The 22,726-nt window shown below is 71.8% G+C and carries 16 protein-coding genes; 7 read left to right on the forward strand and 9 right to left on the reverse strand.

Annotated features, from left to right (window positions below; all coding sequences use genetic code 11):
• Window positions 1-33: 33 nt before the first annotated feature.
• From ACN26Y_RS21530 to ACN26Y_RS21540, 3 genes are all read right to left on the reverse strand, one after another.
• On the reverse strand, window positions 34-366 hold the full coding sequence (locus ACN26Y_RS21530) for a DUF4326 domain-containing protein (protein WP_422733395.1): 333 nt from the start codon (window positions 364-366) through the stop codon (window positions 34-36).
• Between the two features lie 11 nt (window positions 367-377).
• Complete coding sequence (locus tag ACN26Y_RS21535; protein ID WP_422733396.1) at window positions 378-713, reverse strand: PaaI family thioesterase; 336 nt, start codon at window positions 711-713, stop codon at window positions 378-380.
• Window positions 714-948: 235 nt separating this feature from the next.
• Entirely contained in the window at window positions 949-1,245 is a 297-nt protein-coding gene (locus ACN26Y_RS21540) for a putative quinol monooxygenase (protein ID WP_422733397.1), read from the reverse strand.
• 112 nt (window positions 1,246-1,357) lie between these two features.
• On the opposite strand from ACN26Y_RS21540, the gene ACN26Y_RS21545 reads away from it, so the two are divergent.
• Both ACN26Y_RS21545 and ACN26Y_RS21550 read left to right on the forward strand, forming a co-directional pair.
• Window positions 1,358-2,317, forward strand: coding sequence for a GlxA family transcriptional regulator (locus tag ACN26Y_RS21545; RefSeq protein ID WP_422733398.1), 960 nt, complete (start codon window positions 1,358-1,360; stop codon window positions 2,315-2,317).
• 205 nt (window positions 2,318-2,522) lie between these two features.
• The gene (locus ACN26Y_RS21550) at window positions 2,523-3,848 is read left to right on the forward strand and encodes a protein kinase domain-containing protein (protein WP_422733399.1); all 1,326 of its coding nucleotides are present in this window, start codon (window positions 2,523-2,525) and stop codon (window positions 3,846-3,848) included.
• Between the two features lie 67 nt (window positions 3,849-3,915).
• Here the strand turns inward: ACN26Y_RS21550 and ACN26Y_RS21555 are convergent, their stop codons facing one another.
• On the reverse strand, window positions 3,916-4,314 hold the full coding sequence (locus tag ACN26Y_RS21555) for an NUDIX hydrolase (protein WP_422733400.1): 399 nt from the start codon (window positions 4,312-4,314) through the stop codon (window positions 3,916-3,918).
• Window positions 4,315-4,462: 148 nt separating this feature from the next.
• Between ACN26Y_RS21555 and ACN26Y_RS21560 the strand changes: the two genes are divergently transcribed.
• The 3 genes from ACN26Y_RS21560 to ACN26Y_RS21570 all read left to right on the forward strand — a co-directional run bounded on the left by ACN26Y_RS21560 (window position 4,463) and on the right by ACN26Y_RS21570 (window position 12,773).
• On the forward strand, window positions 4,463-9,784 hold the full coding sequence (locus ACN26Y_RS21560) for a DUF4011 domain-containing protein (protein ID WP_422733401.1): 5,322 nt from the start codon (window positions 4,463-4,465) through the stop codon (window positions 9,782-9,784).
• A gap of 139 nt (window positions 9,785-9,923) precedes the next feature.
• Window positions 9,924-12,320, forward strand: coding sequence for a hypothetical protein (locus ACN26Y_RS21565; protein WP_422733402.1), 2,397 nt, complete (start codon window positions 9,924-9,926; stop codon window positions 12,318-12,320).
• A 147-nt stretch (window positions 12,321-12,467) separates the two neighbouring features.
• Complete coding sequence (locus ACN26Y_RS21570; protein WP_422733403.1) at window positions 12,468-12,773, forward strand: DUF1330 domain-containing protein; 306 nt, start codon at window positions 12,468-12,470, stop codon at window positions 12,771-12,773.
• A gap of 27 nt (window positions 12,774-12,800) precedes the next feature.
• On the opposite strand, the gene ACN26Y_RS21575 is transcribed toward ACN26Y_RS21570, so the two are convergent.
• The 5 genes from ACN26Y_RS21575 to ACN26Y_RS21595 all read right to left on the reverse strand — a co-directional run bounded on the left by ACN26Y_RS21575 (window position 12,801) and on the right by ACN26Y_RS21595 (window position 18,869).
• Window positions 12,801-13,532, reverse strand: coding sequence for a hypothetical protein (locus tag ACN26Y_RS21575; RefSeq protein ID WP_422733404.1), 732 nt, complete (start codon window positions 13,530-13,532; stop codon window positions 12,801-12,803).
• Window positions 13,533-13,773: 241 nt separating this feature from the next.
• Window positions 13,774-15,336 (reverse strand): AAA family ATPase, encoded by a 1,563-nt coding sequence (locus tag ACN26Y_RS21580; RefSeq protein WP_422733405.1) that lies wholly within the window; start codon window positions 15,334-15,336, stop codon window positions 13,774-13,776.
• Between the two features lies 1 nt (window position 15,337).
• Window positions 15,338-15,907: a hypothetical protein gene (locus ACN26Y_RS21585; RefSeq protein ID WP_422733406.1), complete on the reverse strand. Its 570-nt coding sequence runs from the start codon at window positions 15,905-15,907 to the stop codon at window positions 15,338-15,340.
• A 206-nt stretch (window positions 15,908-16,113) separates the two neighbouring features.
• Window positions 16,114-17,886, reverse strand: coding sequence for a hypothetical protein (locus ACN26Y_RS21590; protein ID WP_422733407.1), 1,773 nt, complete (start codon window positions 17,884-17,886; stop codon window positions 16,114-16,116).
• 263 nt (window positions 17,887-18,149) lie between these two features.
• A complete protein-coding gene (locus ACN26Y_RS21595) occupies window positions 18,150-18,869 on the reverse strand; it encodes a Crp/Fnr family transcriptional regulator (RefSeq protein ID WP_422733408.1) in 720 nt (239 codons plus the stop codon).
• Between the two features lie 566 nt (window positions 18,870-19,435).
• On the opposite strand from ACN26Y_RS21595, the gene ACN26Y_RS21600 reads away from it, so the two are divergent.
• The gene (locus tag ACN26Y_RS21600) at window positions 19,436-20,752 is read left to right on the forward strand and encodes a hypothetical protein (protein WP_422733409.1); all 1,317 of its coding nucleotides are present in this window, start codon (window positions 19,436-19,438) and stop codon (window positions 20,750-20,752) included.
• A complete protein-coding gene (locus ACN26Y_RS21605) occupies window positions 20,749-22,713 on the forward strand; it encodes a caspase family protein (RefSeq protein ID WP_422733410.1) in 1,965 nt (654 codons plus the stop codon). Before ACN26Y_RS21600 ends, ACN26Y_RS21605 begins: the two co-directional genes overlap by 4 nt.
• Window positions 22,714-22,726 lie beyond the last annotated feature (13 nt).

Below are 22,726 nucleotides of genomic sequence, written 5' to 3' on the forward strand. Positions count from 1 at the left end.
ACTTCCACACCGCGCCCGAGGAGACCACGTCGACTAGACGGACGTCGGCGGTGAGTCGGCGAGTTCCGCGATCACCTCGGCGTGACAGCGCTCGGGCACGCACCAGCAGCCGAGCCGGCGCCCGCGCAGGTCGGGGAGGAGGGCGAGGAGGTCGGGGCGGCCGAGCAGGTACGCCCGGTACTTCTCGACGACCTCGTCCCGGCTGCCGTCCGGGCCGGGGCGGTACGGGCTGGGGCGGTACGGGCTGGACAGCGGGGAGGCCGGCAGCCGCCAGCCGCCGCGGTACATGGCGCGTCCGACGTAGACCACGTCGGCGTACGCCGGGTCGTCGCGATGGCCCTTCAGGTTGACGACGGTGGTTGCCATGGCTCGGCTCCTCAGCTTCCCGCCGGTAGCGTCAGGACGGCGCAGGTCGCCGTGCCGTGCGCGTACAGTCTGCCGTCCGCCGCGCCCACGACGTGTCCCTGCGCCGTCGCGGTGGTGCGACCGACGTGCACGGCCGTGGCCTCGCAGCGAAGGGTCGGGGTGTCGGGGAGCACCGGCCGAACCAGGTGTACGCCGAGTTGCACGGTGGTGTAGGTGCGGCCGGGGGCGAGCATGGTCAGCACCGCGCTGCCCAGCGCCGAGTCGAGCAGTGTGGCCAGGAAGCCGCCGTGGACCGTGCCCATCGGGTTGAGCAGGTGCTCGCCGGGTTCGCCCTCGAAGACGGCCACCGCCCCTCGGCGACCTCGGTGAGCTGGAACCCGAGGGTGCCGCTGATGGGGGCGGCGGGCAGGTCACCGGACAGGTTAAGGCGGAGCGCCTCGATGCCGGAGCGGCCGGCGACCGCGGTCGGGGCGACCGGCGGCAGCCAGGTGTGGACCCGTGAGCGCGCCGAAGGGGTTGCCATCTGTCTCTCCTTGCCTGTGCTGCCGCCGGTCGCGGCTTCGATCGGGAAGCGGAAGGGGATCAGGGAAGCTTGGCCGCCAGGACGTCCACCGAGCGGATGTCCGGCGGCGAGGCGAGCATGGTGCCGGCCGCCTCGGTCAGCGCCGCCGCGATCCGGCCCTGCAGGTGGCGGGTGCGGCCCTGCTCGTCCGCGAACGTGTCGAAGACCCCGAAGCTGGTGGCGTCCAGCCGGAACGCGAACCAGGTGACGGTGTGGTCCTCCTCCCGGGCGAGCTGCAGCGCGTCGCGCAGCAGGGTCTCGACGTCGTCGGCGTACTCGGGCTTGGCCTCGATCCGGGCGAGCAGTCCGATCGTCATGGCGAATCCTTTCGAATGCTTCGTCGTGGTGCAGCGGGGACGTCAGCAAAGCTAGTCACGCGAGCAGCTCACCCACAGTGTCGGAAACGACAGCTCTGATACGGTTCCCGCCATGAAGCTGGCGGTCCTGGCGTACGACGGGGTCTTCGACTCGGGCATCTCGGCCCTGCTCGACGTGCTCGACGGGGCGAACGCCATGCGCGGGGAGATCCCGCAGCCCCCGCCGGCCTGGCAGGTCAGCACGGTCGGCTTCCGCCGCCGGGTACGCACCGGGGCCGGCCACGTGATCTCCACGCTGCCGATCGCCGAGGCCAGGGCCGTGGATCTGCTGCTCGTGCCGGCGCTCGCCGAGCGCCGGCCCGACGCCCTCCTCGCGCACGCGTCGGGACCCGAGTCGGCGGCCGTACGCCGACTGGTGGCCGAGGTACGCGGTCGCAACGTTCCGGTCGCCTCGGCCTGCACCGGCACGTTCCTGCTCGCCGAGTCCGGCGTGCTCGACGGGCGGCGCGCCACCACCAGTTGGTGGCTCGCGCCGGTCTTCCGGAAGCGTTATCCGGCGGTCACCCTCGACGAGTCGCGGATGGTGAGCATGTCCGACGGCGTGCTGACCGCGGGAGCCGCCTTCGGGCACGTCGACCTCGCGCTGGCGGTGGTCCGGATGAGCAGCCCCGCGCTGGCCGACCTCGTGGCGCGGTACCTCGTGGTCGACGAACGTCCGTCCCAGTCGGCGTACACGATCCCCAGCGCGCTCGCCCAGAGCGATCCGACCGTGGCCGCGTTCGAGCGCTGGGCCCGGACGCACCTGTCGGAGCCGATCAGCATCCCGGACGCCGCCGACGCGCTGGGCGTCAGCGAACGCACCCTCCAGCGCATCGTACGGCGCAACCTCGGCGTCTCCCCGGTGCGCTTCATCCAGGACCTCCGGGTCGAACAGGCCACCCACCTGCTGCGGACCACGGACCTGTCGCTGGACGCGATCGCCCGGAGAGTCGGGTACGAGCACGCCCACACGCTGCGGGTTCTGCTCCGCCAGCGGACCGGCAGCACGGCGGCCGAGCTGCGCGCCGGCTGATCACGCCCCCGGGTGCTGGTGCCTTCGTCGCGCTGTACACCACCGCCCGGGACAGCGCCGGCAACGGCGTCTCGCAGACGATCACCCCGGCCTTCGGTCTGAGCTGAGCGTCACCCGGCACAACGATCCGGAGGCGGGGCCGCGTCGAGCGGCTCCGCCTAAACGCCCACGCGTAGGAAACCAGCGCCGGGGGTAGGGGAATCGGATGCCAGACGTAGGGGACCTGATCGGAGACCGCTACCGCCTGGCCGATCGGATCGCTGCCGGCGGCATGGGCGAGGTGTGGCGAGCTGTCGACGAGACGCTCAACCGGACCGTGGCCGTCAAGATGTTGCACACGCGGTTCCTCGAGGAGGCCAGCGCCGGTGAGCGTTTCCGGCGCGAGGCGCGGGCCATGGCCGCGCTGCGGCATCCGAATGTCGCGGAGGTCTACGACTACGGCGAAGCGCCCCTGCCCGGCGCGTCCGGGCTCGCCTACATCGTGATGGCGTACGTGCAGGGCCAGCCGTTGTCGGACCGCATCGCCGAGCTCGGTCGGCTGGGTACCGCCGAGACGCTGTCGATCGTGGCGCAGACCGCCCGCGCCCTGCAGGCCGCCCACGACGTCGGCGTGGTCCACCGGGACGTGAAGCCGGGCAACCTGATCATCGAGCCGGACGGACACGTCGTTCTCGTCGACTTCGGCATCGCCCACTCCCCGGAAGCGACGAGTCTGACGGCGGCGAACCAGGTTGTGGGCACCGCCCTCTACATGGCGCCGGAGCAACTGTCCCGGAACGCGATCGCTCCAGCCGCCGACATCTATGCCCTGGGGGCGGTGGCCTATCACTGCCTCGCCGGCCATCCGCCGTTCCCGGGCGAGAACCCGGTCGCCGTGGCCCTGCGCCGCCTCGACGAGGAGCCGCCCCCGCTGCCCGACGACGTCCCGACGGCCGTACGCCACCTCGTCGCCACCGCGATGGCCAGGGACCCCGATCATCGTTTCCCGACCGCCGCGGCCATGGCCGCCACCGCGGAGGCAGTCTCCGGCTCGCCCGCCTCGCCGACGGCCCCCGCCCTCGCGGCGGTGGCTCCGGCCGCGCCGGAAGCCGCCCGTGCCGCAGCGACCCGATCAAAGGAAGCGGCACGGCGGCCCGGCCGAGGCGCGTGGCGTGGGATCACCGCCGTCGTGCTCGCCCTTCTGGCCACCGCGGCGGCTGCCGTGGTGTTCGCTGATCGCACCGGGTGGTCACCCGGCCCGTCCGATGGGCCATCGCCCTCCGTTGTCACGTCTGGGCCAGACTCCGTCGGGGGTGACCCTGTGAACGCTCCGAGCGGGGCGCGGAGCGCGCGGCCTGATCCGGACCTCACCACGCCCGCCCGCGCCTCCGAACCTGCCCCGGGACCGTCGAGCAGCCGAGGTGCGACGCCGTCGGCCACGGCCCGCACCTCTGCGGCACCCACCGCGACGACGGTCGAACCGACGCCGGAGCCGACCGGTGACACGGATACCGGCTCCCCGACCGCGTCACCGCCGGCGCCTACTCCCTGAACGGGCTGTCATAGGCGCGATCGTCGGTGACTGCATCCGCTGATGCGCGAACCGCGGGGTCCGGCGTTCAGCTGAGGCGTCCCGACTCGTGGAGATGGTCGAAAATGAGCTGGTCGACCGGGGAGACGCGGTCCCGGTCGCGGTAGGTGAGCCAGGCGATCTCCTCGATCTCGCTGTCCGGCTGGAGGGCGCCTCGGTAGTCGGCCGTGTAGCAGGTCATCCGCACGATCGCGCCGTCCGGGTGCCCGTGCGCCTGGGCCTGGAAGGTCCCGAGGTGTTCGGCGCTGTCGACGACGATGCCGACGCTCAGTTCCTCGCGGATCTCGCGGGTGAGCGTGTCGAGGTCGCTCTCACCGGGTTCGCGCTTTCCGCCCGGGAGGTAGTAGACGTCCTTGCCTCGGGAGCGGGAACTGAGGATCGCGCCGTTCTCCAACCGGATCCAGGCGACCTTGTCGATGACGGTCATGCTGAGCCGCGCTGGTGGTGCGTCGTCATGCCGCACATCCTGCCCGAGGCGTACGACATACAAGATCGGCATACGGCCGGGGACCCGTCCGCCGGTGGGCTGACCGTTAGGCTGGCGATTCCTGGTCTCCTCGTCTGGAGAAACGCCCATGTCCGACAGCGTCTTCGCGCAGTTCACCGCCGACGACGACCAGCTCGCCGTCGCCTTGCTGGTGCAGCCGGCGATCAACGCCGCCCTGGTGCACAACCGGGTGCCGCTGGTCCGCCACCTCACGCTGGTCAACCGCAGCCCGGTGCCGTTGTCGGACGTGACGCTGACGCTGGAGATGCTCGGCCCGGACGGCGCGCTCACCGAGCCCTGGACGCGCACGCTCACCACGCCGCTGCGGCCCGGCGCGAGCACCGGCTGGGACGACTTCCGCGACGTCACGCCGGACCGCGCACTGCTGTACCGCACTGACGAGGCGTTCCCGGTCGACTACCGCCTCACCGTCGAGGCAGGCGACGAGACGCTGAGGCTGAACGCCCCGTCGAGAGTGCTGGCGCACAACGAGTGGTTCAACAGCCCGGCCCTCTACGACAGCCTGGCGGCATTCGTGCAGCCGAACACCCGGGCGGTGGAGGCGGTGCTGCGGGCGGCGGCGCAGATCCTGCTGGCGCGTACCGGCTCCGGCTCGCTGCAGGGCTACCAGGACGGCTCGGAACGGGCGGCGCTGATCGCCGGCGCCGTGTACGAGGCGCTACGCCAACTGGAGATCACCTACCAGACGCTGCCGGCGTCGTTCGAGAACAGCGGCCAGAAGGTGCGGACGACGGCCGCCGTGCTCGACGGGCGGCTCGGCAACTGCCTCGACCTGGCCGTCACGTACGCCGCCTGCCTGGAGGCGGCCGGGCTGCACCCGCTCGTCTTCATCAGCGAGGGACACGCCCTCGGCGGCTTCCTGCTGGAGGAGGAGCGGCTCGGCTCCGCCGCGGTGACCGAGACGAACCTGCTGATCTCGATGGTCGACTCGGGCCGGGCGGTGCCGGTCGAGCTGACCCGCATCGGGCCAGGCGCGCAGTCGGCGACCTTCACCGAGGCGGTACGGGTCGGGCTCGGCCACTTCCGCGGCGAGGGCCAACGCCTGCAGGGCGTCGTCGACGTCCACCTCGCACACCGCTCCGGCATCCGGCCGCTGCCGTCGGCCGACGAACTGGTCGCCCCCGCCCCGGTCGACGCCGAGACGACCACCGACACCGCCGCCGCGTCCCTCGACCTTCCGCCGGGTGTCGCCGCGGCCAAGCTGCGCCAGCTCGCCGACGAGGGCGACGAGGTGCCGCAGCAGCCCGACGGCTCGCCGGCGCGCATCCAGCAGTGGCGGAAGTCCCTGCTCGACCTGAGCCTGCGCAACCCGCTGCTCAACCTGCCCAAGCGGGGCCGTGGCCTGGACCTGCACGTACCGGCCGGCGCCCTCGCTCTCCTCGACGACCTCATCCACGACGGCCGCCAGGTGCAGGTCATCCCGCAGGACGACATCAGCCAGGTCCACGAGCTGGCCGGTGCGCGCCGGGCGCAGGACCTCGACGCCGAGGTCCTGACCAGCGAGCTGCGCACCGACCGCCGGGTCTACGGCACCGTCACCGAGGCCCGCTACAAGACGGTCATGCGGGCGCTCCAGCGCGAGGCGCGCACGATGGAGCAGGAGACCGGCAGCAACTACCTCTACCTGACCATCGGCACGCTGGTGCACACCAAGACGACCGGGGGAGAGGCGTACGCGCCGCTGTTCCTCCTGCCGGTACGCATCGAGGGCGGCACCGGCCGCCGCCCGTACGCGCTGGTCATCGACGGCACCGAGGTCGCCAGCCCCAACCACTGCCTGGTCGAGTGGCTGCGGGTCAAGCACGGCGTCCGGATCCCGGAGCTGGAGCAGCCGGTCCTCGACGAGCACGGCATCGACATCGCCAAGACCCTCGCGGCGATCAACACCGGGCTGGTCGACAACCGGCTGAACTACCGCATCGACGAAACCGCCAGCCTGCGGTTGCTGCAGTTCTCCACCTTCCAGATGTGGCGGGACCTCGGCGACCACTGGCCCCGGTTCCTGGAGAACCCGGTCGTCCGGCATCTGGTGGAATCCTCGGGCGCCACCTTCGACGACCCGGCCCGCCCCGACGCCGAACACCTCGTCGACGAGGCGGAGCTGCACCTGCCGATCCCCGCCGACGGCTCCCAGATGCAGGCCATCGTGATGGCCGAGCGCGGCCAGTCCTTCGTCCTGGAAGGCCCGCCCGGCACGGGCAAGTCGCAGACCATCACGAACATGATCGCCCGGGCGGTCACCGCCGGCCGGTCGGTGCTGTTCGTCGCCGAGAAGCAGGCGGCCCTGGAGGTCGTGAAGCGCCGGCTCAAGCAGATCGGCCTCGGGCCGTTCGCCCTCGACCTGCACGGGCGCAAACAGTCCCTCAACGCGATCCGCCAGCAGCTCCGCGACGCACTCGACCAGTACGACCACGGCGGTGACGGCACGTGGACGGCCGTCGAGACCGCCTACCGGACACGCCTCGCGCCGCTGGTGGAGTACCCGACCCAGGTCCACACCGCCAACCCCGTCGGGATGTCGCTCTGGTCGGCCTACGAGCAGGTCCTCGCGTACGGGGACGGCCCGGTCGCCCCGATCCCGGTGAGCTACCTGCACGCGCCCGACGAGGTACGCGCCCAGGTCGAGACGACCCTGCGGGAGTTCCCGGCCGCCGCCCGCTCGGCGCGCGTCCGGCCCGAGCACCCCTGGGCGCTCAGCGGGTGCCGCACCCTCGACGGGCTGCACGGCGCCGCCGTCACCGAGATCGCCGCCGAGCTGGAACGCCTCCGGGACGACCTGGCCGCGCACCCCCACCTGGTCGGGCTGCTGCGCACACTGCCCGCCCCGGAGACGGTCACCGAGCTGCAGGCGGGCGCCTGGCTCGCCGTACGCGGAATGCTCCCGGACCGGGAGACGACCCTGCGCGCCGGCGACCGGCGGTGGGACGAGGCGGCGGCCCGGCTCCAGGCGGACCTGGCCGCCTTCCACCAGGGCTTCGCCGGTGAGCTCGCCGCCTTCCGGCCGGACGTGTACGCCCGCCCCGAGCTGACCGCCTGGCATGCCGAGGCGGAGGAGGCGGCGAAGAAGCTGTTCGGCAAGCGCAAGCGCCGGCAGGCCGTCGTCGACAAGCTGGCCGTTTACCTGGTCGCCGGCGCGACGCTCGACGTCGATCGGGTTGAGGTGACCATCGGCCGCCTGGTCGCCGCGCAAGCACAGGCCGCCGCGCTGCACCAGCACGCGGTGGCGCTCGGCGGGCTGCGGTTGCCGGCGTGGCAGCCGACGAACGCCGACGCGCAGGAGCGGCTGGCGGAGGCGATCGAGGCCGTCCGGGCCAGCCGGGCGCTGCTGGCTCGGCATCCGCAGGCCTGGGACCTTTTCCAGCGCGGGGTCACCGACGTCGAGGCGACCCTCCTGGACCGGGTCGCCTCCCGGTGGCGAGCCTGGCGTGGGGTGCTGCGTTCCGGAGAGCCGGAGCTGGCGCTGTGGGCGGCCGGCGGGCACTGGGTCGACACCTGGCAGCGGGACGGCGCGGCGTGGCTGGACGAGCTGCGGACCGAGGAGCTGTTCCCGCTGCGCCGGTGGGCTACCGTCCTGACCCACGCCGACGTGCTCACCTCGGCCGGCCTCACCGAGTACCGGGACCAGCTGCTCCGCGCCGAGGTCATCGCGCGGCTCGCCGAGGAGGCCTACCGCCGGGGAGTCGCGGCGGCGTCCCTCGCCGAGCGGGTACGCGCCGGCGGCCTGCAGTACTTCGACCCGGAGCTGCACGACGACGAGATCGCCCAGTTCGAGACGGCCGCCGGTGAGCTGCGGTCGGCGCTGCCCGAGCGCCTGCCGTCGGTGCTGGTGCGCCGCCGCCCGTTCAGCCCGACCGACCGGCGCGGCCGCTTCGCCGACTTCGCCGCCGAACTACGCCGCAAGCGGGGCGGCAGATCGTTCCGGGAACTGTTCGAGCTGTACCCGGACGCGGTGCTGGCGTTGACCCCCTGCGTGCTGGTCAGCCCCGCCTCGGCGGCGAATTTCCTGGCCCCCGGAAGCCAGCGGTTCGACCTGGTCATCTTCGACGAGGCGTCGCAGATCCGCGTCGCCGAGGCGATCGGCGCGATGGGCCGGGGGAGCGCCGTCGTGGTCGTCGGTGACTCCCGGCAGATGCCGCCGACCAGCATCATGCAGGCCAGCCACACCACCGACGAGATCGAGGACGGCGACGGCCCGGTCCTCGAGGACCTGGAGAGCATCCTCAGCGAGGCCGTCGAGTCGGGACTGCCGCAGCGGTGGCTGTCGTGGCACTACCGCAGTCACGACGAGTCGCTCATCGCGTTCTCGAACCGCTACTACTACGACAGCAAGCTCTCCAGCCTCCCGTCGCCCGGCGCCGGGGACTCGGCCGGCATCACCTGGCGGCGGGTCGACGGCCAGTACGACCGCGGCGGCTCGCGGACCAACGAGGTCGAGGCGCGGGCCATCCTCGCGGACATCACCCGGCGCCTGCACGACCCGGCCACCACCGGCCAGTCCATCGGCGTGGTCACCTTCAACATCCAGCAGCGGGACCTCATCCTCAACCTGCTGGAGGACAGCACCGATCCGGTCATCCGGGAGCACCTGTCCGGTGCCGTCGCGGAGCCGATCTTCGTCAAGAACCTGGAGAACGTGCAGGGCGACGAGCGGGACGTGGTCCTGTTCTCCCTGGCCTTCTCCACCAACCCGGACACCGGCCAGCTCCCGCTGAACTTCGGCCCGCTCAGCCAGGCCGGCGGCGAGCGTCGGCTCAACGTGGCCATCACCCGGGCCCGACGCCAGGTCGTGGTGTTCTCGTCCTTCGACCCGTCGGACATCGACCTGTCCCGTACCTCGGCCGTGGGCACCCAGCACCTGCGGGCGTACTGCGAGATGGCCGCCGCCGGCGCCGACCGCCTCGGCGACCTGGCCACCGACCGCACCGAGCGGCGCAGCCGGATCCGCGACGAGGTGGCCGCGGCGCTGCGGGACCGTGGCCACGAGGTCCGTACCTCGCACGGCCTGTCCGACTTCACTGTGGACATCGCCGTACGCCGGCCCGGCTCGCCCCGGTGGCAGGTCGCCGTCATGCTCGACGGCCCCGACTGGGGCGCGCGCCCCACGGTCGCCGACCGCGACTCGGCGCCCACGCTGCTGCGTACGATCATGGGCTGGCCGGAGGTGGTGCGGTTCTGGCTGCCGGCGTGGATCCGCGACCGGTCCGCGCTGCTCGACCGGGTCGACGAGGCGATCGTCCGGGCCGAGGCGCCCGCGACGGTCGAACCGGAGCCTCAGCCGGCGGGGGCCGTCGCGCCCGGCGGCGAGGTAGAACCCCCGCAGCCCCGGGCCGCGGCGGAGGTCGACCTGCCGCAGCCACGCTCCACGGATGGAGGCGTCACCCTCGGCTGACGGCCGTCGCCCGCCCAGCGCCTCCCGGTGGACCCTTCATCGGCGACACCGTTCGCGGTTCGGTGTCCGCTGGGTGACTGCCGGTTCCGGCGCCGTCCGTTAGAGAGGGCATGAGTTGCGGTAGCGCCGGAGGTGGGACATGGGCGGCTACGTGAACCGGGACGGCGGTGGCTGGACCGAACTACGGGTTCACGGGGTGTCCGGAACCTCGCCGGAGCGCATGCTGGCACACCCGCACGTGGCGCGGGTGGCGGGAGATGCCGAGGCGGGCTTCTACCGCCGGCAGTGGGAAGCGAGGCAGACCTCCGCCGACACGGCGGACGAGCGGCTGGAGGCGTACTCCTGGGGCGGGCTGACCGCGGGCAGCGGGCAGCGGGCGCTGTGGCTGCTGCTCACGCCGTTCCTGCTGGTGAACGTGGCCTTCTTCGCGTTGCCGCCCGCTCACGACGGGCGCCGGGGTGCCCGGCGTTCGGCGGAGGTGCTCCTGCGGCTGTTCGCGCTGTCGATAACGCTGACCCTCGTCCTGGCCGTCGTCCTGGTCTCCGTGGACTTCTTCGGATGGCAGTGTGTGCGTCCGGCGCGGGACTGCACGGACCGGGTCGCGTGGCTGGGCTTCCTGTCCTGGCCGTGGCTCGACCTGCCGGGGCGGCGCATGGCCGTGACCGCCGCGCTGCCACTGGCCGTCGTCGGCCTGTTGTGGTGGCTGGCGAACAAGACGTGGCGGCAACTGGAAGCCGCGAACGTACCGCCGGCCGCCTCCGAGGAGCAGGACCGGACGCCGTTGGAGGACCGCCGGATGTGGAATGGCGGCAGCCAGGTGCGCCGGTTGCGTGCGGCTCACGTCGCGGCCGGCTTCGCGCTGGCCGGCGTCCTCCTGCTCGCGCCCTTCGCCGGTCCGGGTCGGAGCCTTCGCGCCGCGCAGCCCGGCGTTGCCACCGGGGCCGCGATTGTCCTGTTCTGGCTGGCGCTGGGCCTGCTCGGACTGACCGTGGTGCTGGTCTGCCTCCGCAACGACCGCCCCCGGCCGGACCGGGACGGTGCACACGACGACCGGCGGGACCTCTACACCCTCCTGCCGTGGCTGGCCCTGGGCGTGACCGTTCTCGGCGCGGTGCTGGTCTGGCAGCGCGACGTCAACGCGCCGGTGCGCGTGCCGGGTGAGGCACGTTCGCAGCTGCCGTGGCTCACGGGGGCGGTCCAGGTGCTGGTTGCCGCGCAGGTCGTCCTGCTGCTGGCCATGCTGGTCCTCCTGCTGACGCATCGTGCCCGGACACGACGCGCGAGCTCGGCGGCGGAACAGCCACCGGCGTGGTCCGGTCTGGCGACCTGCGCGCTGATGATGTTCGCTGTGGCGCTCGCCGGCGCCTTCGCCGCCGGCTTCGCCCTCGCGGTGGCCCATGTCGTGGGCAAGCCGGCGCCGACCGATCGTTCCTCCGACGCCATCGTCGTCCCACTGGTGTACTTCTGGGGAGCGGCGATGGCGGTCCCCGTGGCGGCGACGGCCCTGCTGCTGGCGGGTGTCGCACTGTGGTGGGTGCGGCGCAGCACCGACCGGATGCTGCGAGACCACGTCGTCCCGGCCTACCCGCCGGAGACGGTTGCGAACGTTCTCCGGACTCCCGACGTGCCGCAACACGCGGAGACGCTGCGACGCGCCCGCCACATCGCCGCCACCTGGTCCCGCGCAACCGTCAGCGACGTGGGTGGGCGGGTCGGCGGTGCCTTCGTCGTCCTGCTCGCGGCCCTGACCGCAGCCGGCGTGATCGGTTACCTGTTCGACCGCGACTGGGTCTACGAACACGCGCGCTGGGCGGTCAACATCGGCGACCTGCTGGTCGGTGGCTTCGCGGCAAGCCTCCTCTATGTCGGGCGCCAGGCGTACCGCAACCCGCGGTTCCGCCGCACCGTCGGCGTCCTGTGGGACGTCGGCACGTTCTGGCCGCGCGCGACGCATCCACTCGCGCCCCCCTGCTACGCCGAGCGGGCGGTCCCGGATCTGATCCGGCGCATCGCGTACCTGGGCTGCACCTGCGGCGGTCGCGTCCTGCTGTCCTGCCACTCCCAGGGCACCGTCATCGGGGCGGCTGTGGTCATGCAACTCACCTACGCGGAGAGCGCGCGGGTCGCCCTGCTCACCTACGGCAGTCCGCTGCGTCGGCTCTACGCGCGCTTCTTTCCCGCGTACTTCGGGCCGACCGCGTTGCGCCGTACCGGCGCCCTCCTGATGGGCCGGCCGCTGGACATCACGGACCGCGCCCGCGCCCGCTGGCCGTGGCGCAACCTCTACCGGCCCAGCGACCCGATCGGCGGGTGGATCCTGAGCGACGTCACACCGGTCGAGGCAGGCAGCGAGCAGGGGGCCGGCGAGGGGACCGCGGGTGCCCAGCAGGACGTCGACCGGCGGATCATCGACCCGGCGTTCGCCAGGACGGCGGGGGACAGCTGTTATCCGGCCACGCTCGGACACTCCGGCTACGCCGACGACAAGGCATACGCGGAGTGCGTCGAGATCCTCCGCGAGCTACGGCGGAGGTGACCGGCGGAGGGCGGGCACACGTCAGCCACGATCGCCACCGCCCGGACGTAGAGGGCTGTGCCCGGCGGACAGCCGGGACAAGATCCCTGGACTCCCCACTGCGCGCTAGGCTCCTCACGGCGTGGCAGCGAACAGGAGACTGAGACGATGGCGAAGGCCTACTGGATCAACACCTTCCGGTCGATAACCGATCAGGAGAAGCTGGCCGCCTACGTCGAGCTGGCCGGGCCGGCGATGCGCGCGGCGGGCGGCCGGTTCCTGGCGCGGGGGCTACCGGCTCACGTGTTCGAGTCCGGGATCGTGGAGCGCACGACGCTGATCGAGTTCGACAGCGTCGACGCGGCGATCGCCGCCTACCACAGCCCCGCCTACCAGGAGGCGCTGCGGGCGCTCGCCGACGGTGCCGAACGCGACCTGCGCATCATCGAGGCGGTGTCCGAGACGTCGGCGTAACACGATTCCGTCATTCATATCGGAATGTCAGCCGACGCTGCCGGGCGGATTCAGCCGACGTGGCACGCACCGGTTCTCCAACGCGGACCCGGTGATCTGCGGGAACCGCGCCGCGCACCACGCCCCGACCGCCTCCTTCGAGGAATCCGGTACGAGAGCGAAGGTGACCCAGAGCGGCTGACCCTCGTACAACTGCTGCCGCCCGTAGTCGGTGCTCAGCAGAAGGACGATCGTGGCGTCGCCGCTGAGCTCCTGCCGCAGCTGCGTGTGCTCGACCAGGATGTCCTGCGCGTAGAAGGTGTGCGATCCGTTGGCCGCGACCTGGTGGGGGTCCACGATGCCCACCGTCTTGGACGCGAGCTGAGCCGCGTACCGGCCGTCGAGGGAAACCGTCGGCAGGTCCTGGCGGTTGAGGTTCTGCAGGGCCGACAGCGCCTCTTCCTCCGGGTCGCTGGCCTCGGTGGCGGAGATGCTCGGCTCCGCCCAGCTCTGTGCCACACTGTCGCCCTCGGGAGGAAGGTCGCGTAGCTCCTCCGGGGCCGCACCCGAGGACGACCGATCGGTATGGTCGTCGCCGCCGCTCGCCACGGCCGCCCCTATGAGCACCGCGAGCACCGCCAGCAGGGCGATTCCGGCCAGCATGGTTGCCGTCCGCAACGAGTTCCCGCTCGTCGGCGGGATCACCTCGCCGCTCACCCAGCCACCCCGTACGAGCGGCTCGGCGCGTTCCGGCGCGTCGTGGGTGTCGGCGACACTCACGGTCGGGCGGGTGCTCCCCTCGGCCGTGTCGGCTGCGACGGGGCCCGGGCGGCTCGTGGGCCTGGTTCCGGCAGGGCCGGAGCGTGCGGGGGACGCTCCAGCTGTTGCCGCTGCTCCCGGTGCCGACGTCTTCGCCGGCGTGGTCGGTGGCAGCTCGTCGGCGAGGTCGCCGACCAGGGCACGGGCGTTCCAGATGGGGCCACCGTCGGGTTGCTTGTCACTGCTCATCTCGCGCCTCCCGTCACGCGTCGCCCGGCACGATCACCCGACGGCGGGCGCCGGCGGCAGGTGAGCCGGTGGAGCCCGTCGCGCCGGCCGGTATCGCCCGGTCCCGACCCCACGCGCGGATCTCGGCGACCTCCTCCGGATGGGTGCGGCTGAGCGGGATGGTGTTGACGAAGGTGTCGACGATGAACTCGGCTCGGACAGCTCTGTCTCCGCTCACCAGCACCTCGTACCCCACCTCTCCGAGGGCGGACTCGATGTCGGAGCCGGCGAAGCCCTCGGAGAGAGTGACCAGCCGATCCAGCAGGTCCTGGGCCGGCTCCTCGCCGACGTAGCGCCGGTGGTAGAGCCGGATGATCTCCGCCCGGTCGGCGTCGTCGGGCAGGTCGACGAAGAAGAGTTCGTCGAAGCGGCCCTTGCGCAGCAGTTCCGGCGGTAGCGAGCGGACGTCGTTGGAGGTGGCCACGACGAACACCCGGGACTGTGACTCCTGCAGCCAGAACAGGAACTGCCCGACCATGCGGCGACCGACGCCGGTGGAGTCGTACTGCCCGGCCAGGCCCTTCTCGATCTCGTCGATCCAGAGGACGCAGGGCGCCGTCCGGTCGGCCATGTCCAGCGCCTCACGCAACCGGGCCTCGGACTGGCCCACGTACATCCCGAGGATGGCGGCGAAGTCGAGCCGGTAGAGGGGCAGGCGCCACTGGGCGGCCACGGCCTTGGCGGAGAGCGACTTGCCGCAGCCGGGTACGCCGACCAGCAGCACACCCCGGGGCGGGCGAAGCCCGGTGCCCCGGAGGTCGGAGAGCATGACCTGGTGCCGGCGGTCCAGCCAGGCGCGTAGGTTGGTCAGTCCGCCGATCTCGTGGTCGGCCCGGTTCATGGGGATGCGCTCCAAGCCGGCGAGGTCGGAGAAGTGCTTGTCCTTGATCTCGGCGAGGCGGTCGACGTCCTCCCGCCGCAACCGTCCGGTCGCGGCCATGGTCGCGAGGACGTTGACGGCGGTACCCTCCGGCACGCCGACGAGGAAGTCCGCCACCCGCCGCGCGTCCGGCTCGGTCCAGTCGATGGTGACGGCCCCCTGCTGCTCCTTGAGGAAGTCGACCACGATGTCGTACATCTCGGCGGCGTTGGGCGGGTCCAGCGAGACGCTCATGCCGAGGCGTTGCAGGCCGCTCCAGAGCGGTGTGTCCGTGATCAGGACGACGCTGCCGGACTGGTCGTCGGCGAGCCGGGCGAGTTCCGCGATGTGTCGGGTGACCGGCGAGTCGCCGCTGAGGTCGTCCGGCTCGACGAAGACCATCGTCGCCTGCGCCCGCCGGGTGAGCTGGGCCGCGGCGAACTCCATGGCGGCGACCAGGGACCGGTCCTCCTGCACCGGGCTGTTGGTCCGCAGGTCCCGGAGGCCGGTGGCCCGGGTATAGATCCAGAAGGGCAGGTTGGCGCGGCGCGGGCTTCCCGCGACCTCTCGCATGAGGCGGATCGCGCGCGCCTGCTCGGCGCTGCGGATGCCGATGAGCGGGACCCGGGCGGCAATGTAACTCTCGAGGTCCCGGCGGGCCTCGTCGTAGTGGGACACGCTACTCCTCAGGTTGGGTCGGGCGGGGATCGACGATGACCCGTCGGCGAGCCGGTCGGGTCGGGTCGGTGGCCCAGCCGTCCGCGCGGAAGGGCGCCGGGGGATCGGCGACGGTGAGCGGGTTGTCGCGGAAGGTGCGTAGCCGGGTCTGGGCCAGCCGGTCATCGACCCCGGCGCGGCGCGCCGCCTCGACGCCGTCCTCCAACGCCTGCTGGGCCGAGCGGATCTCCTCGTCCACGGCGTCGCGCAGTTGCCGGGACAGTCGTTCCGGCAGCCCGGGGTGACCCGCGACCGCCCGGATGGACGCGAGGCCGTGCCGTGCCTGGGTCAGTGCCCGCGCCACCTCGAACTCGTCCCGGGCCGAGTCCATGGCACTCAGCAGTCCGTCGGCCCACGCCTGCAACCGGCGAGCCAGGGCCTCGGTGATCCGGCGTACGAGGCGGGCCCAGCCGTCCGCCGGGTAGTCGTGCTCGGCCAGTGTGGGCAGCCCGGAGGGATCGCGCGCCTGCCCGGCCTGCCATCGCTCCAGGAACGTGGCCCACTCCTGGTAGCCGCTGCCCTTCACGACCACGTCAGCCCTGACGAGGACGACGGACGATGATTTCGCCCGGCGGCATCGGCTCCCAGTCGGGAAGCTCTTCGGCGATTCTCCGGGCGCGGCTCGTGGTCCGCTGGCGAGGCGGGACCGGCGCTCGGGCCCAGGGAACGGCGTCGGCCTCGCTGGACTCTGCCGGGGCCGACGCCGCGGGCTCCTGTGTACGGTCAGACGGTGCCATGTCACTCCTCCTCGATCCGACCCATCGCACGACGCTCGTGTCGGCTGCTCGGGGCACCTGCCGTGGCGAGGTCGGCGATGAGGACCTTCACCTCGGTCTCCTTGCCGTCCGCCGCGCTGAACCGACTCGTCCAGTCGGTGAGTTCGGCTCCGGTTGCCCGTAGCGTGACCAGCGACGTCTTCTTGGCCTCGGCCACCCGGGCCCGGGCCTTCTCCTGCTCGGCGGCCGCGTTGTCGGCCTGGGACTTCAGCACCAGGCCCCAGACCAGACCGCCCGCGAGCGCGACCAGGAGACCCCACCCCACGTTGCCGACGGCCGAGACGACCAGCAGGACGAGGAACAGCACCACCGCCGGTGCGATGATCCGCTTGCGCCAGTCGAAGGCCAGGCTCGCCACGAACGGTTCGGCGTACCGGTCCCAGTGCCTGCTCAAGGACTGTTCCAGTACGTCCATCGGCCGCTCGAAGGAACCGGTCCAGCGCGGCGGCTTGAACGCGGGCAGGCCGACGCTGCCGGCCAGGTCGAACGTCGCCTCCACCGTCGCGGGCACACCGAGGCGGTAGTCGCGGGTGAACGCCGCATGGGACTGTCGCATCCAGTCGTGGCAGAACGCGACGGCCAGTCGCTGGGTCTGTGTCGACACACCGATGCGGTCGGCATCGAGCGCGGACTCGGTCTGGATCGTCAGGTAGTCCCGGGTATCCTCCAGGCCGGTGGACTGCAGGCCCGCCGTCCGTGCCGCCTCCTCGAGGTCACCACCGGCCGCCACGATCGCCTCCTTGGCCGCGAGTTCCCGGCGTAGCGGCAGTTCCTCGAGGTCGTACTCCTCGACCAGGCGGTCGAGGATGTCGTCGATGGCGTCCTCGATGCGGCTGCTCGACGGTGCCTCCGCCTTCATCAGGCCGGTGTACCGGTCGATGATCGACTGGTGTGCCTCGGCGCAGGCCAGCGCCCGGTGCAGCTGCGGCCACTGCGGTGACGCCACGGCCAGGCGCGGGAAGTCGTTCTCGACGCCGCCGGGCCGGACATGTGTCTCCATCTCCTGGCGCCAGCGGTTGACCTGGGCGAGGGTGGCCGCCTCGTCGTCGAGCAACGTGCTGCGCCAGGCGTCGAGGCGGTCCCGGACGAGTTCCAGGCCGGCCGGGCCGAAGGCACCCTGTGCGATCGCCTCCAGGATGACCGCGAACTCGCGGTTGAGCGCTGCCGGGTCCTGCGCGTCGAGGTAGTGGCGCAGCCACCGCACGGCACTGGATCGTCGTCCCTGCCGCCGTAGCACCAGCGTCATCAGCAGTGCGGTGCGGTCTGGCGAGCGTCGGTACGCCTCCTCCACCGCCCGGACGCACAGCTCAGGGTCATCCCCCGCCCAGGCTGCCAGCGCGACCAGCACGGGGGCCAGCCAGTAGCGGGGAGTCTGCACCATCAGCTGTTCACCGACGGCCCGGACGGTGTCCTCACTCACCAGCCCGAGGTCGAAGGATTGCAGCATGCCCACCGCGGTGCGGCGAACCACCTTGTGGTGGCCGAACTGGTGCTCGATGTCGTTCTTGAGGGTGCCGATGGCCGTCTCGGCGCGATGGACGTTGGCGGTGCGTTCGGCCTGCTCGGCGAAGCGGGTGAACGCGGCGCGGAGGGCGAGGAGGTCATGTCGCGTGGCCTGCTGCTCCTGCCCGATGGCGTCGACCTGCGTCCCCACCTCGTTGAGGGCATTCCCGAGGTTGAGCACCATGCGTTGGGTGGCGCGGATATCGCTGCGAAGCGCGCTGAGATCGGACATGGTTCTCCGGTTCGGCTCAGATATCGGGGAGGGATACCGCCGCATTTCCGGGACTCCTGCGGCGGGGTCGTCCTTCACGGGTGATCCCGTGGACGGTCCTGCGAGGAGAGCGAGAAATGACAAGGGATGTAATAGCGGTGTTCTGAATGTTTGCTGTGAAGGCCCGGTCGTCGCGTCGACCGAAGGGATTAAAGGATCGACCGAACGGTTATCAGATAACGCGTCCGTCCGGCGCCGATCATCCGGCCAGGAGAGACTTTCGGCTATGCGGTCAGGTCGGGAGGCTCGTGAGCCATCCGCCGCAGGGCCTGCGGATCCAGGACGTCGATCCGGCGGTACCCGGAGCGGATGAGCCGGTCGTCGCGCAGCGCACGCAGTGCCTTGTGGACGGTGGCCTCCGCGGCGCCGATCATGGTCGCCAGTTCCGGCTGGCTCAGCGGTACGTCGATGACCACGCTTCCGTCGTCGGCCTGCCGCCCGTACGTCCCGGCGATCTCGACCAGGACCCGAGCGACCCGCACCTCCGCCGGGTAGGCGACGAAGTCGGCACGGCGCTGGTTCGCCCAGCGCAGTCGCTCGGCCACCGTCGTCGTGACGAGCCGGGCGGCGTCCGGATGTCTACCGAGGACGTGCCGAAACGCCTCGGCGGTGACCAGATGGCCGATCACCACGCCGCAGGCGGTCACGCTTGCCATGCGGGGCTGTTCGGCGAGAGCGGCGGCCTCTCCCACGATGTCGCCGGCGCCGCGGATCGCCACCAACGCCTCGACGCCCTCGACGTTGTTGGTCACCTTCACGAAGCCACTGGTCAGCAGGACGACGTGGGTGTCGGTGCCGCCCTCGAGAAGCAGCCGCTCGCCCGGCTCGTACCGGCAGCGACGGCCCCGTCCGAGCAGCTCCCGTCGGACCGCGACCGGCAGTCGGGCGAGGAACCCCTTGGCCGGTGGGGCGTCCGGGCGCCGCGTGACACCGTCCACTCCCACCTCGCCAAGCCTGTGCGAACCGCCGTTGACCCGGCAAGTCTGCGACACCGGGCGTGCACCCGCAACGACCCGGTGGCCCGCCGTCCGGCCGGAGGTCACCGATCGGGCCGGGGCTGGTCTCGTCTGTGGACCCACTGTCGCTCCTTCGCCTGCGTCGTCTGGTCCGAGCCTGACACCGGCCGATCCGGACGATCCCGGATTAGTACGGGATTCCCATTCACGGCTCGGGCGATCGTGGGGACGTGCACGGAATGGTGGATGACGGTCCGACCGACCGAATGGTGTGTCTGTCAGGTGGGCGACAGTTGCGGTCAACTGTCGGGCGCCTCGGCAATGATCGGAGCCCCGTCGATGGGGATTTACGGACTCGGCGCAAAAGTCGGGATGGCCGGGCCCGTGACGATAACGCGTACGCGACATTCGTCGACGGACGTGCGATGCAGGCTGCCGGCCGGTCTGGCAATTCCTCGTCGCGCACCCCTGAACACGGCGTCGTTGCGCGATCTGAACGACCGTGGAGGCGGCCACCGGCTGCTGCGGAACGGCCTGAGCCAGTTGGAGGACCGATGACCGGTGACGATTGGGCGTCGTCCGGGGACGAGCGGTTGCGGCCATCCGACGTGCTGGCCCGTTCGGCGTTGCTGCCGAGCCAGTCCCGTGATCCCGACGAGCCGGACTCGCCGTTCGGTCTCGGGGCGGTCAGCTGCGGGCGTCCCCTGCTCTTCCCGGTGCCGGCCGAGGACCTGCCGGCCCCGCTGCGGCTGCGCGCCCTGGCGACCGGCCGGCACTACTACGGCATGCTGGTCGCGTTCGACCTGGACGAGTTGGCCGAGGGCAGGCGCTACACGTCGGTCCGCTTCGAGGTGAGTCTGGACGCGGAGGAGGCCGTCGCGGTACGGCTCGACAGCGACGGAGGAGCGCTCGGGCTGAGCTATGGCACGGGGCCGCCGCGACCGGTGACCGTCGCCGCCGACCGCGCGGTCATGGCCAGCGCCGCTCGTCCCGGATGGCTGGTCCGCATGGCCCCGCGGACCGGCCGACCCCGGGCCTGGTCGTTCGGCACGCATCGGCACCGCTTCGGCTGGACGTACGAGGACCCGTCCGGCCGGATGTTCCTACCGCTGACGTACGGCATGCACGCGTTGGTCGAGGTGCCGGCGTCGGTCCCGGAACTGTCCGGGCGCATCGGGCTGCGTGTCGACACGGTAGGGACGTGGCGGGACCGGTCTGTCCGGCGCCAGGCGACCTTGCAGGACGCGGTCGTGTTCCGTGAGCCGCTGCCGGGTCACGTCGAACCGACCGCGGCGGCCGTGCGACTGTGCATGGCGGCCGACGTGGCGAGCTACAGCGGACGGCCCAACCACCTCGCGGAGCGGACACAGTCCTGGCTGGTACGGGCGCTCGCCGACGCGCGACGCGCCGCCCGTCTCGACGAGTCGGCGGTGGCGGTACAGGCGCAGGGCGACGGACAGTTCGCCGTCCTGCCCGTCGGGATCGACGAGTCCGCGGTGATTCCCTGCTTGATGGGCGGTCTGGCCGAGGCGTTGCTTCGGACGAATCAGGGACTGAGCCCAGCGGAGCGGGTGCGGCTGAGGGTCGCCCTGCATCGTGGGCTGATGAAGCCGGCCGACAGTGGGTGGGTCGGCGCCTCGGCGATCGCCGTGCACCGGATCCTCGACAGCCCGCCGCTGCGGGCAGCGTTGCGGGACAACCCCGGGGTCGACTTCGTTGTGGGCGTGCCGGACGTGCTGTACCGGGACGTCATCCGGCACTCCGTGGTGCCTCCACTGCCCGACCAGTTCACCGAGATCACGATCGAGCTGCCCGAGAAGCAGTTCGTCGAGCACTGCTGGCTCCACGTACCGACAGGGGAGGACTCATGACGAAGCGGGTCTTCGCTCTGCTGGTCGGGATCGACCGCTACCGGGCCGTCACGCCACTCTGGGGATGCGGCAACGACGTGTCCGTGGTGGCGGAGTTCCTGCGCGTACGCGCCGGAGGGGACGAGCCGCCGGCCATCCTGCCGCTCATCAACGAGGACGCCACCCGGGAGGCGGTCATCGGTGCGGTCCGGGACCACCTGGGGCAGGCCGGACCCGGTGACACGGCGCTGTTCTGGTTCAGCGGCCACGGCTCCCGGGCGCCGGTGCCCGACGAGTTGTGGCACCTGGAGCCGACCGGAGAGATGCAGACGCTGCTGTGCCACGACAGCCGGCACGACGAGGTGCCTGACCTGTACGACAAGGAGCTGTCCCTGCTGCTGGCCGAGGTCGCCGCGACCGGTTGTCATCTGGCGGTCGTCCTGGACAGCTGCCATTCGTTCGGCGCCACCCGCAACACTGTCCGCTCGGTACCGGCGCTCAAGACCGCACCGTCGATCGAGTCGCTGCTTCCGGAGCTGCGCCGTGCCGCGGCCCGGCCCTGGACGGAACATGTCGTGCTGACGGCCTGCCGGTCGTTCGAAACCGCGGGGGAGACGTGGGCGGAGGGACGGTCGCACGGCCTGTTCAGCTGGTCTCTGCTGAACGCCATGCGTCGGCTCGGTCCGTCGGCAACCTACCGAGAGTTGCTGGCTGCGGCGCGGTGCGAGGTGGAGCGTCAGGTGTACCAGCAGGTGCCGCAGTTGGAACCGGTCCCGCCCGGCATCGCCGACCAGCCGTTCCTGGGCGGCCACATCACGCCGTCGGCCACCGGGATGCGCATGCGCCGAACCCGCTGCGAGTGGGAGATCGATGTCGGCTCCTGCCACGGGCTGTCGGTCGGCTTCGACGATGACGTGCGGGTGGCCGTACCCGGTTCGGAGCTGCGCGAGGCGCGCGTCGTGCAGGTCCACCCCGAACGCAGCGTCGTCCGGCCGATCGGCTGGGAACCGGACGACGATCGTCAGTACCCGGTTGTCCTCAGCCGGGTCTCCACGCCAACGGTCACGGTCGGGGTCGATGGCGGACATCGGCCGACGGCGGAGCGGGTGCTGGCGGCGCTGGCATCGGCGGGACCTGGTGGCGGGCCCTCGCCGCATGTGCGACCGGTCGACGGCGACGACGGAGGGCGGACGTCGGAACTGCTCGTGGATGCCCACGAGCCGGACCGGGTGCGCATCCGCGGTGCCGACGGCGCTCTGCTCTGCGGCGATCTGACGGACGTCGGTCGGGACGGCGGCCGGCGCGTTGCCGCGGCGCTCGAACACCTGGCCCGGACGCACGCGGTCAAGGCTCTGGTGAACCCGGTGTCCTCGTTGGCGGGCGCGGTGTCCATGGAACTCGTCGAAGCCCGCCCCAGCGAGCTGACCGTACCGGCGCACCGACCGCCACTGCGTCCCGGTGGGGACGGCGCGGTGCACGTGCGGTACCGGTGGGAGCAGGGACGATGGGTGCCGCCGACGATCTTCGTCCGGTTGCGCAACGACAGCGATCGCCGCCTGTTCTACGTTCTGCTGGACATCACCGAACGGCACCGGGTCCACGCCGGTCTCTTCCCCGGGGCCCACGTCGCACCCGGGTGCGTCGGTGCGGCGCTGTACGGGCGCCCGGTCGAACTGCGGCTCCCCGCCGACAGCCGGGTGGAAGCGGGAGCGACCACGCGTGACTGGTTCATCCTGCTCGCCGCCGAGGAGGAGTTCAGCTCGTCCCCGTTCGAGCTGCCCGCGGTGGAATACGCCTGGCCGGGCCGGACGCGGGCCCCACTCGCCGTGACCGGCCTGCTGGGACGGCTGGGTCTCGCGGCCGTGCACCGGGACGCCGGTGCTGTCGAGGGAAGCGCGTGTGACTGGATCACCCTGGCCGTGCCGGTGGTGACCGAGGTGCCGGCGGACCATGCGCCCCAGGCGCCAGGGATGAGCCGGTGACATCGGAGAGCAG

Origin of the sequence: Micromonospora sp. WMMD558, from assembly GCF_049315255.1 — a bacterium.
Classification (GTDB): domain Bacteria; phylum Actinomycetota; class Actinomycetes; order Mycobacteriales; family Micromonosporaceae; genus Micromonospora.

Bases quoted from the DNA above. Each gene is read 5' to 3' on its own strand.
- ACN26Y_RS21590 (WP_422733407.1), bottom strand. From the start codon at position 17,886: ATGTCCGATCTCAGCGCGCTTCGCAGCGATATCCGCGCCACCCAACGC.
- ACN26Y_RS21605 (WP_422733410.1), top strand. From the start codon at position 20,749: ATGACGAAGCGGGTCTTCGCTCTGCTGGTCGGGATCGACCGCTACCGG.
- ACN26Y_RS21600 (WP_422733409.1), top strand. From the start codon at position 19,436: ATGACCGGTGACGATTGGGCGTCGTCCGGGGACGAGCGGTTGCGGCCA.
- ACN26Y_RS21565 (WP_422733402.1), top strand. From the start codon at position 9,924: ATGGGCGGCTACGTGAACCGGGACGGCGGTGGCTGGACCGAACTACGG.
- ACN26Y_RS21530 (WP_422733395.1), bottom strand. From the start codon at position 366: ATGGCAACCACCGTCGTCAACCTGAAGGGCCATCGCGACGACCCGGCG.
- ACN26Y_RS21550 (WP_422733399.1), top strand. From the start codon at position 2,523: ATGCCAGACGTAGGGGACCTGATCGGAGACCGCTACCGCCTGGCCGAT.
- ACN26Y_RS21555 (WP_422733400.1), bottom strand. From the start codon at position 4,314: ATGACCGTCATCGACAAGGTCGCCTGGATCCGGTTGGAGAACGGCGCG.
- ACN26Y_RS21540 (WP_422733397.1), bottom strand. From the start codon at position 1,245: ATGACGATCGGACTGCTCGCCCGGATCGAGGCCAAGCCCGAGTACGCC.
- ACN26Y_RS21560 (WP_422733401.1), top strand. From the start codon at position 4,463: ATGTCCGACAGCGTCTTCGCGCAGTTCACCGCCGACGACGACCAGCTC.
- ACN26Y_RS21570 (WP_422733403.1), top strand. From the start codon at position 12,468: ATGGCGAAGGCCTACTGGATCAACACCTTCCGGTCGATAACCGATCAG.
- ACN26Y_RS21545 (WP_422733398.1), top strand. From the start codon at position 1,358: ATGAAGCTGGCGGTCCTGGCGTACGACGGGGTCTTCGACTCGGGCATC.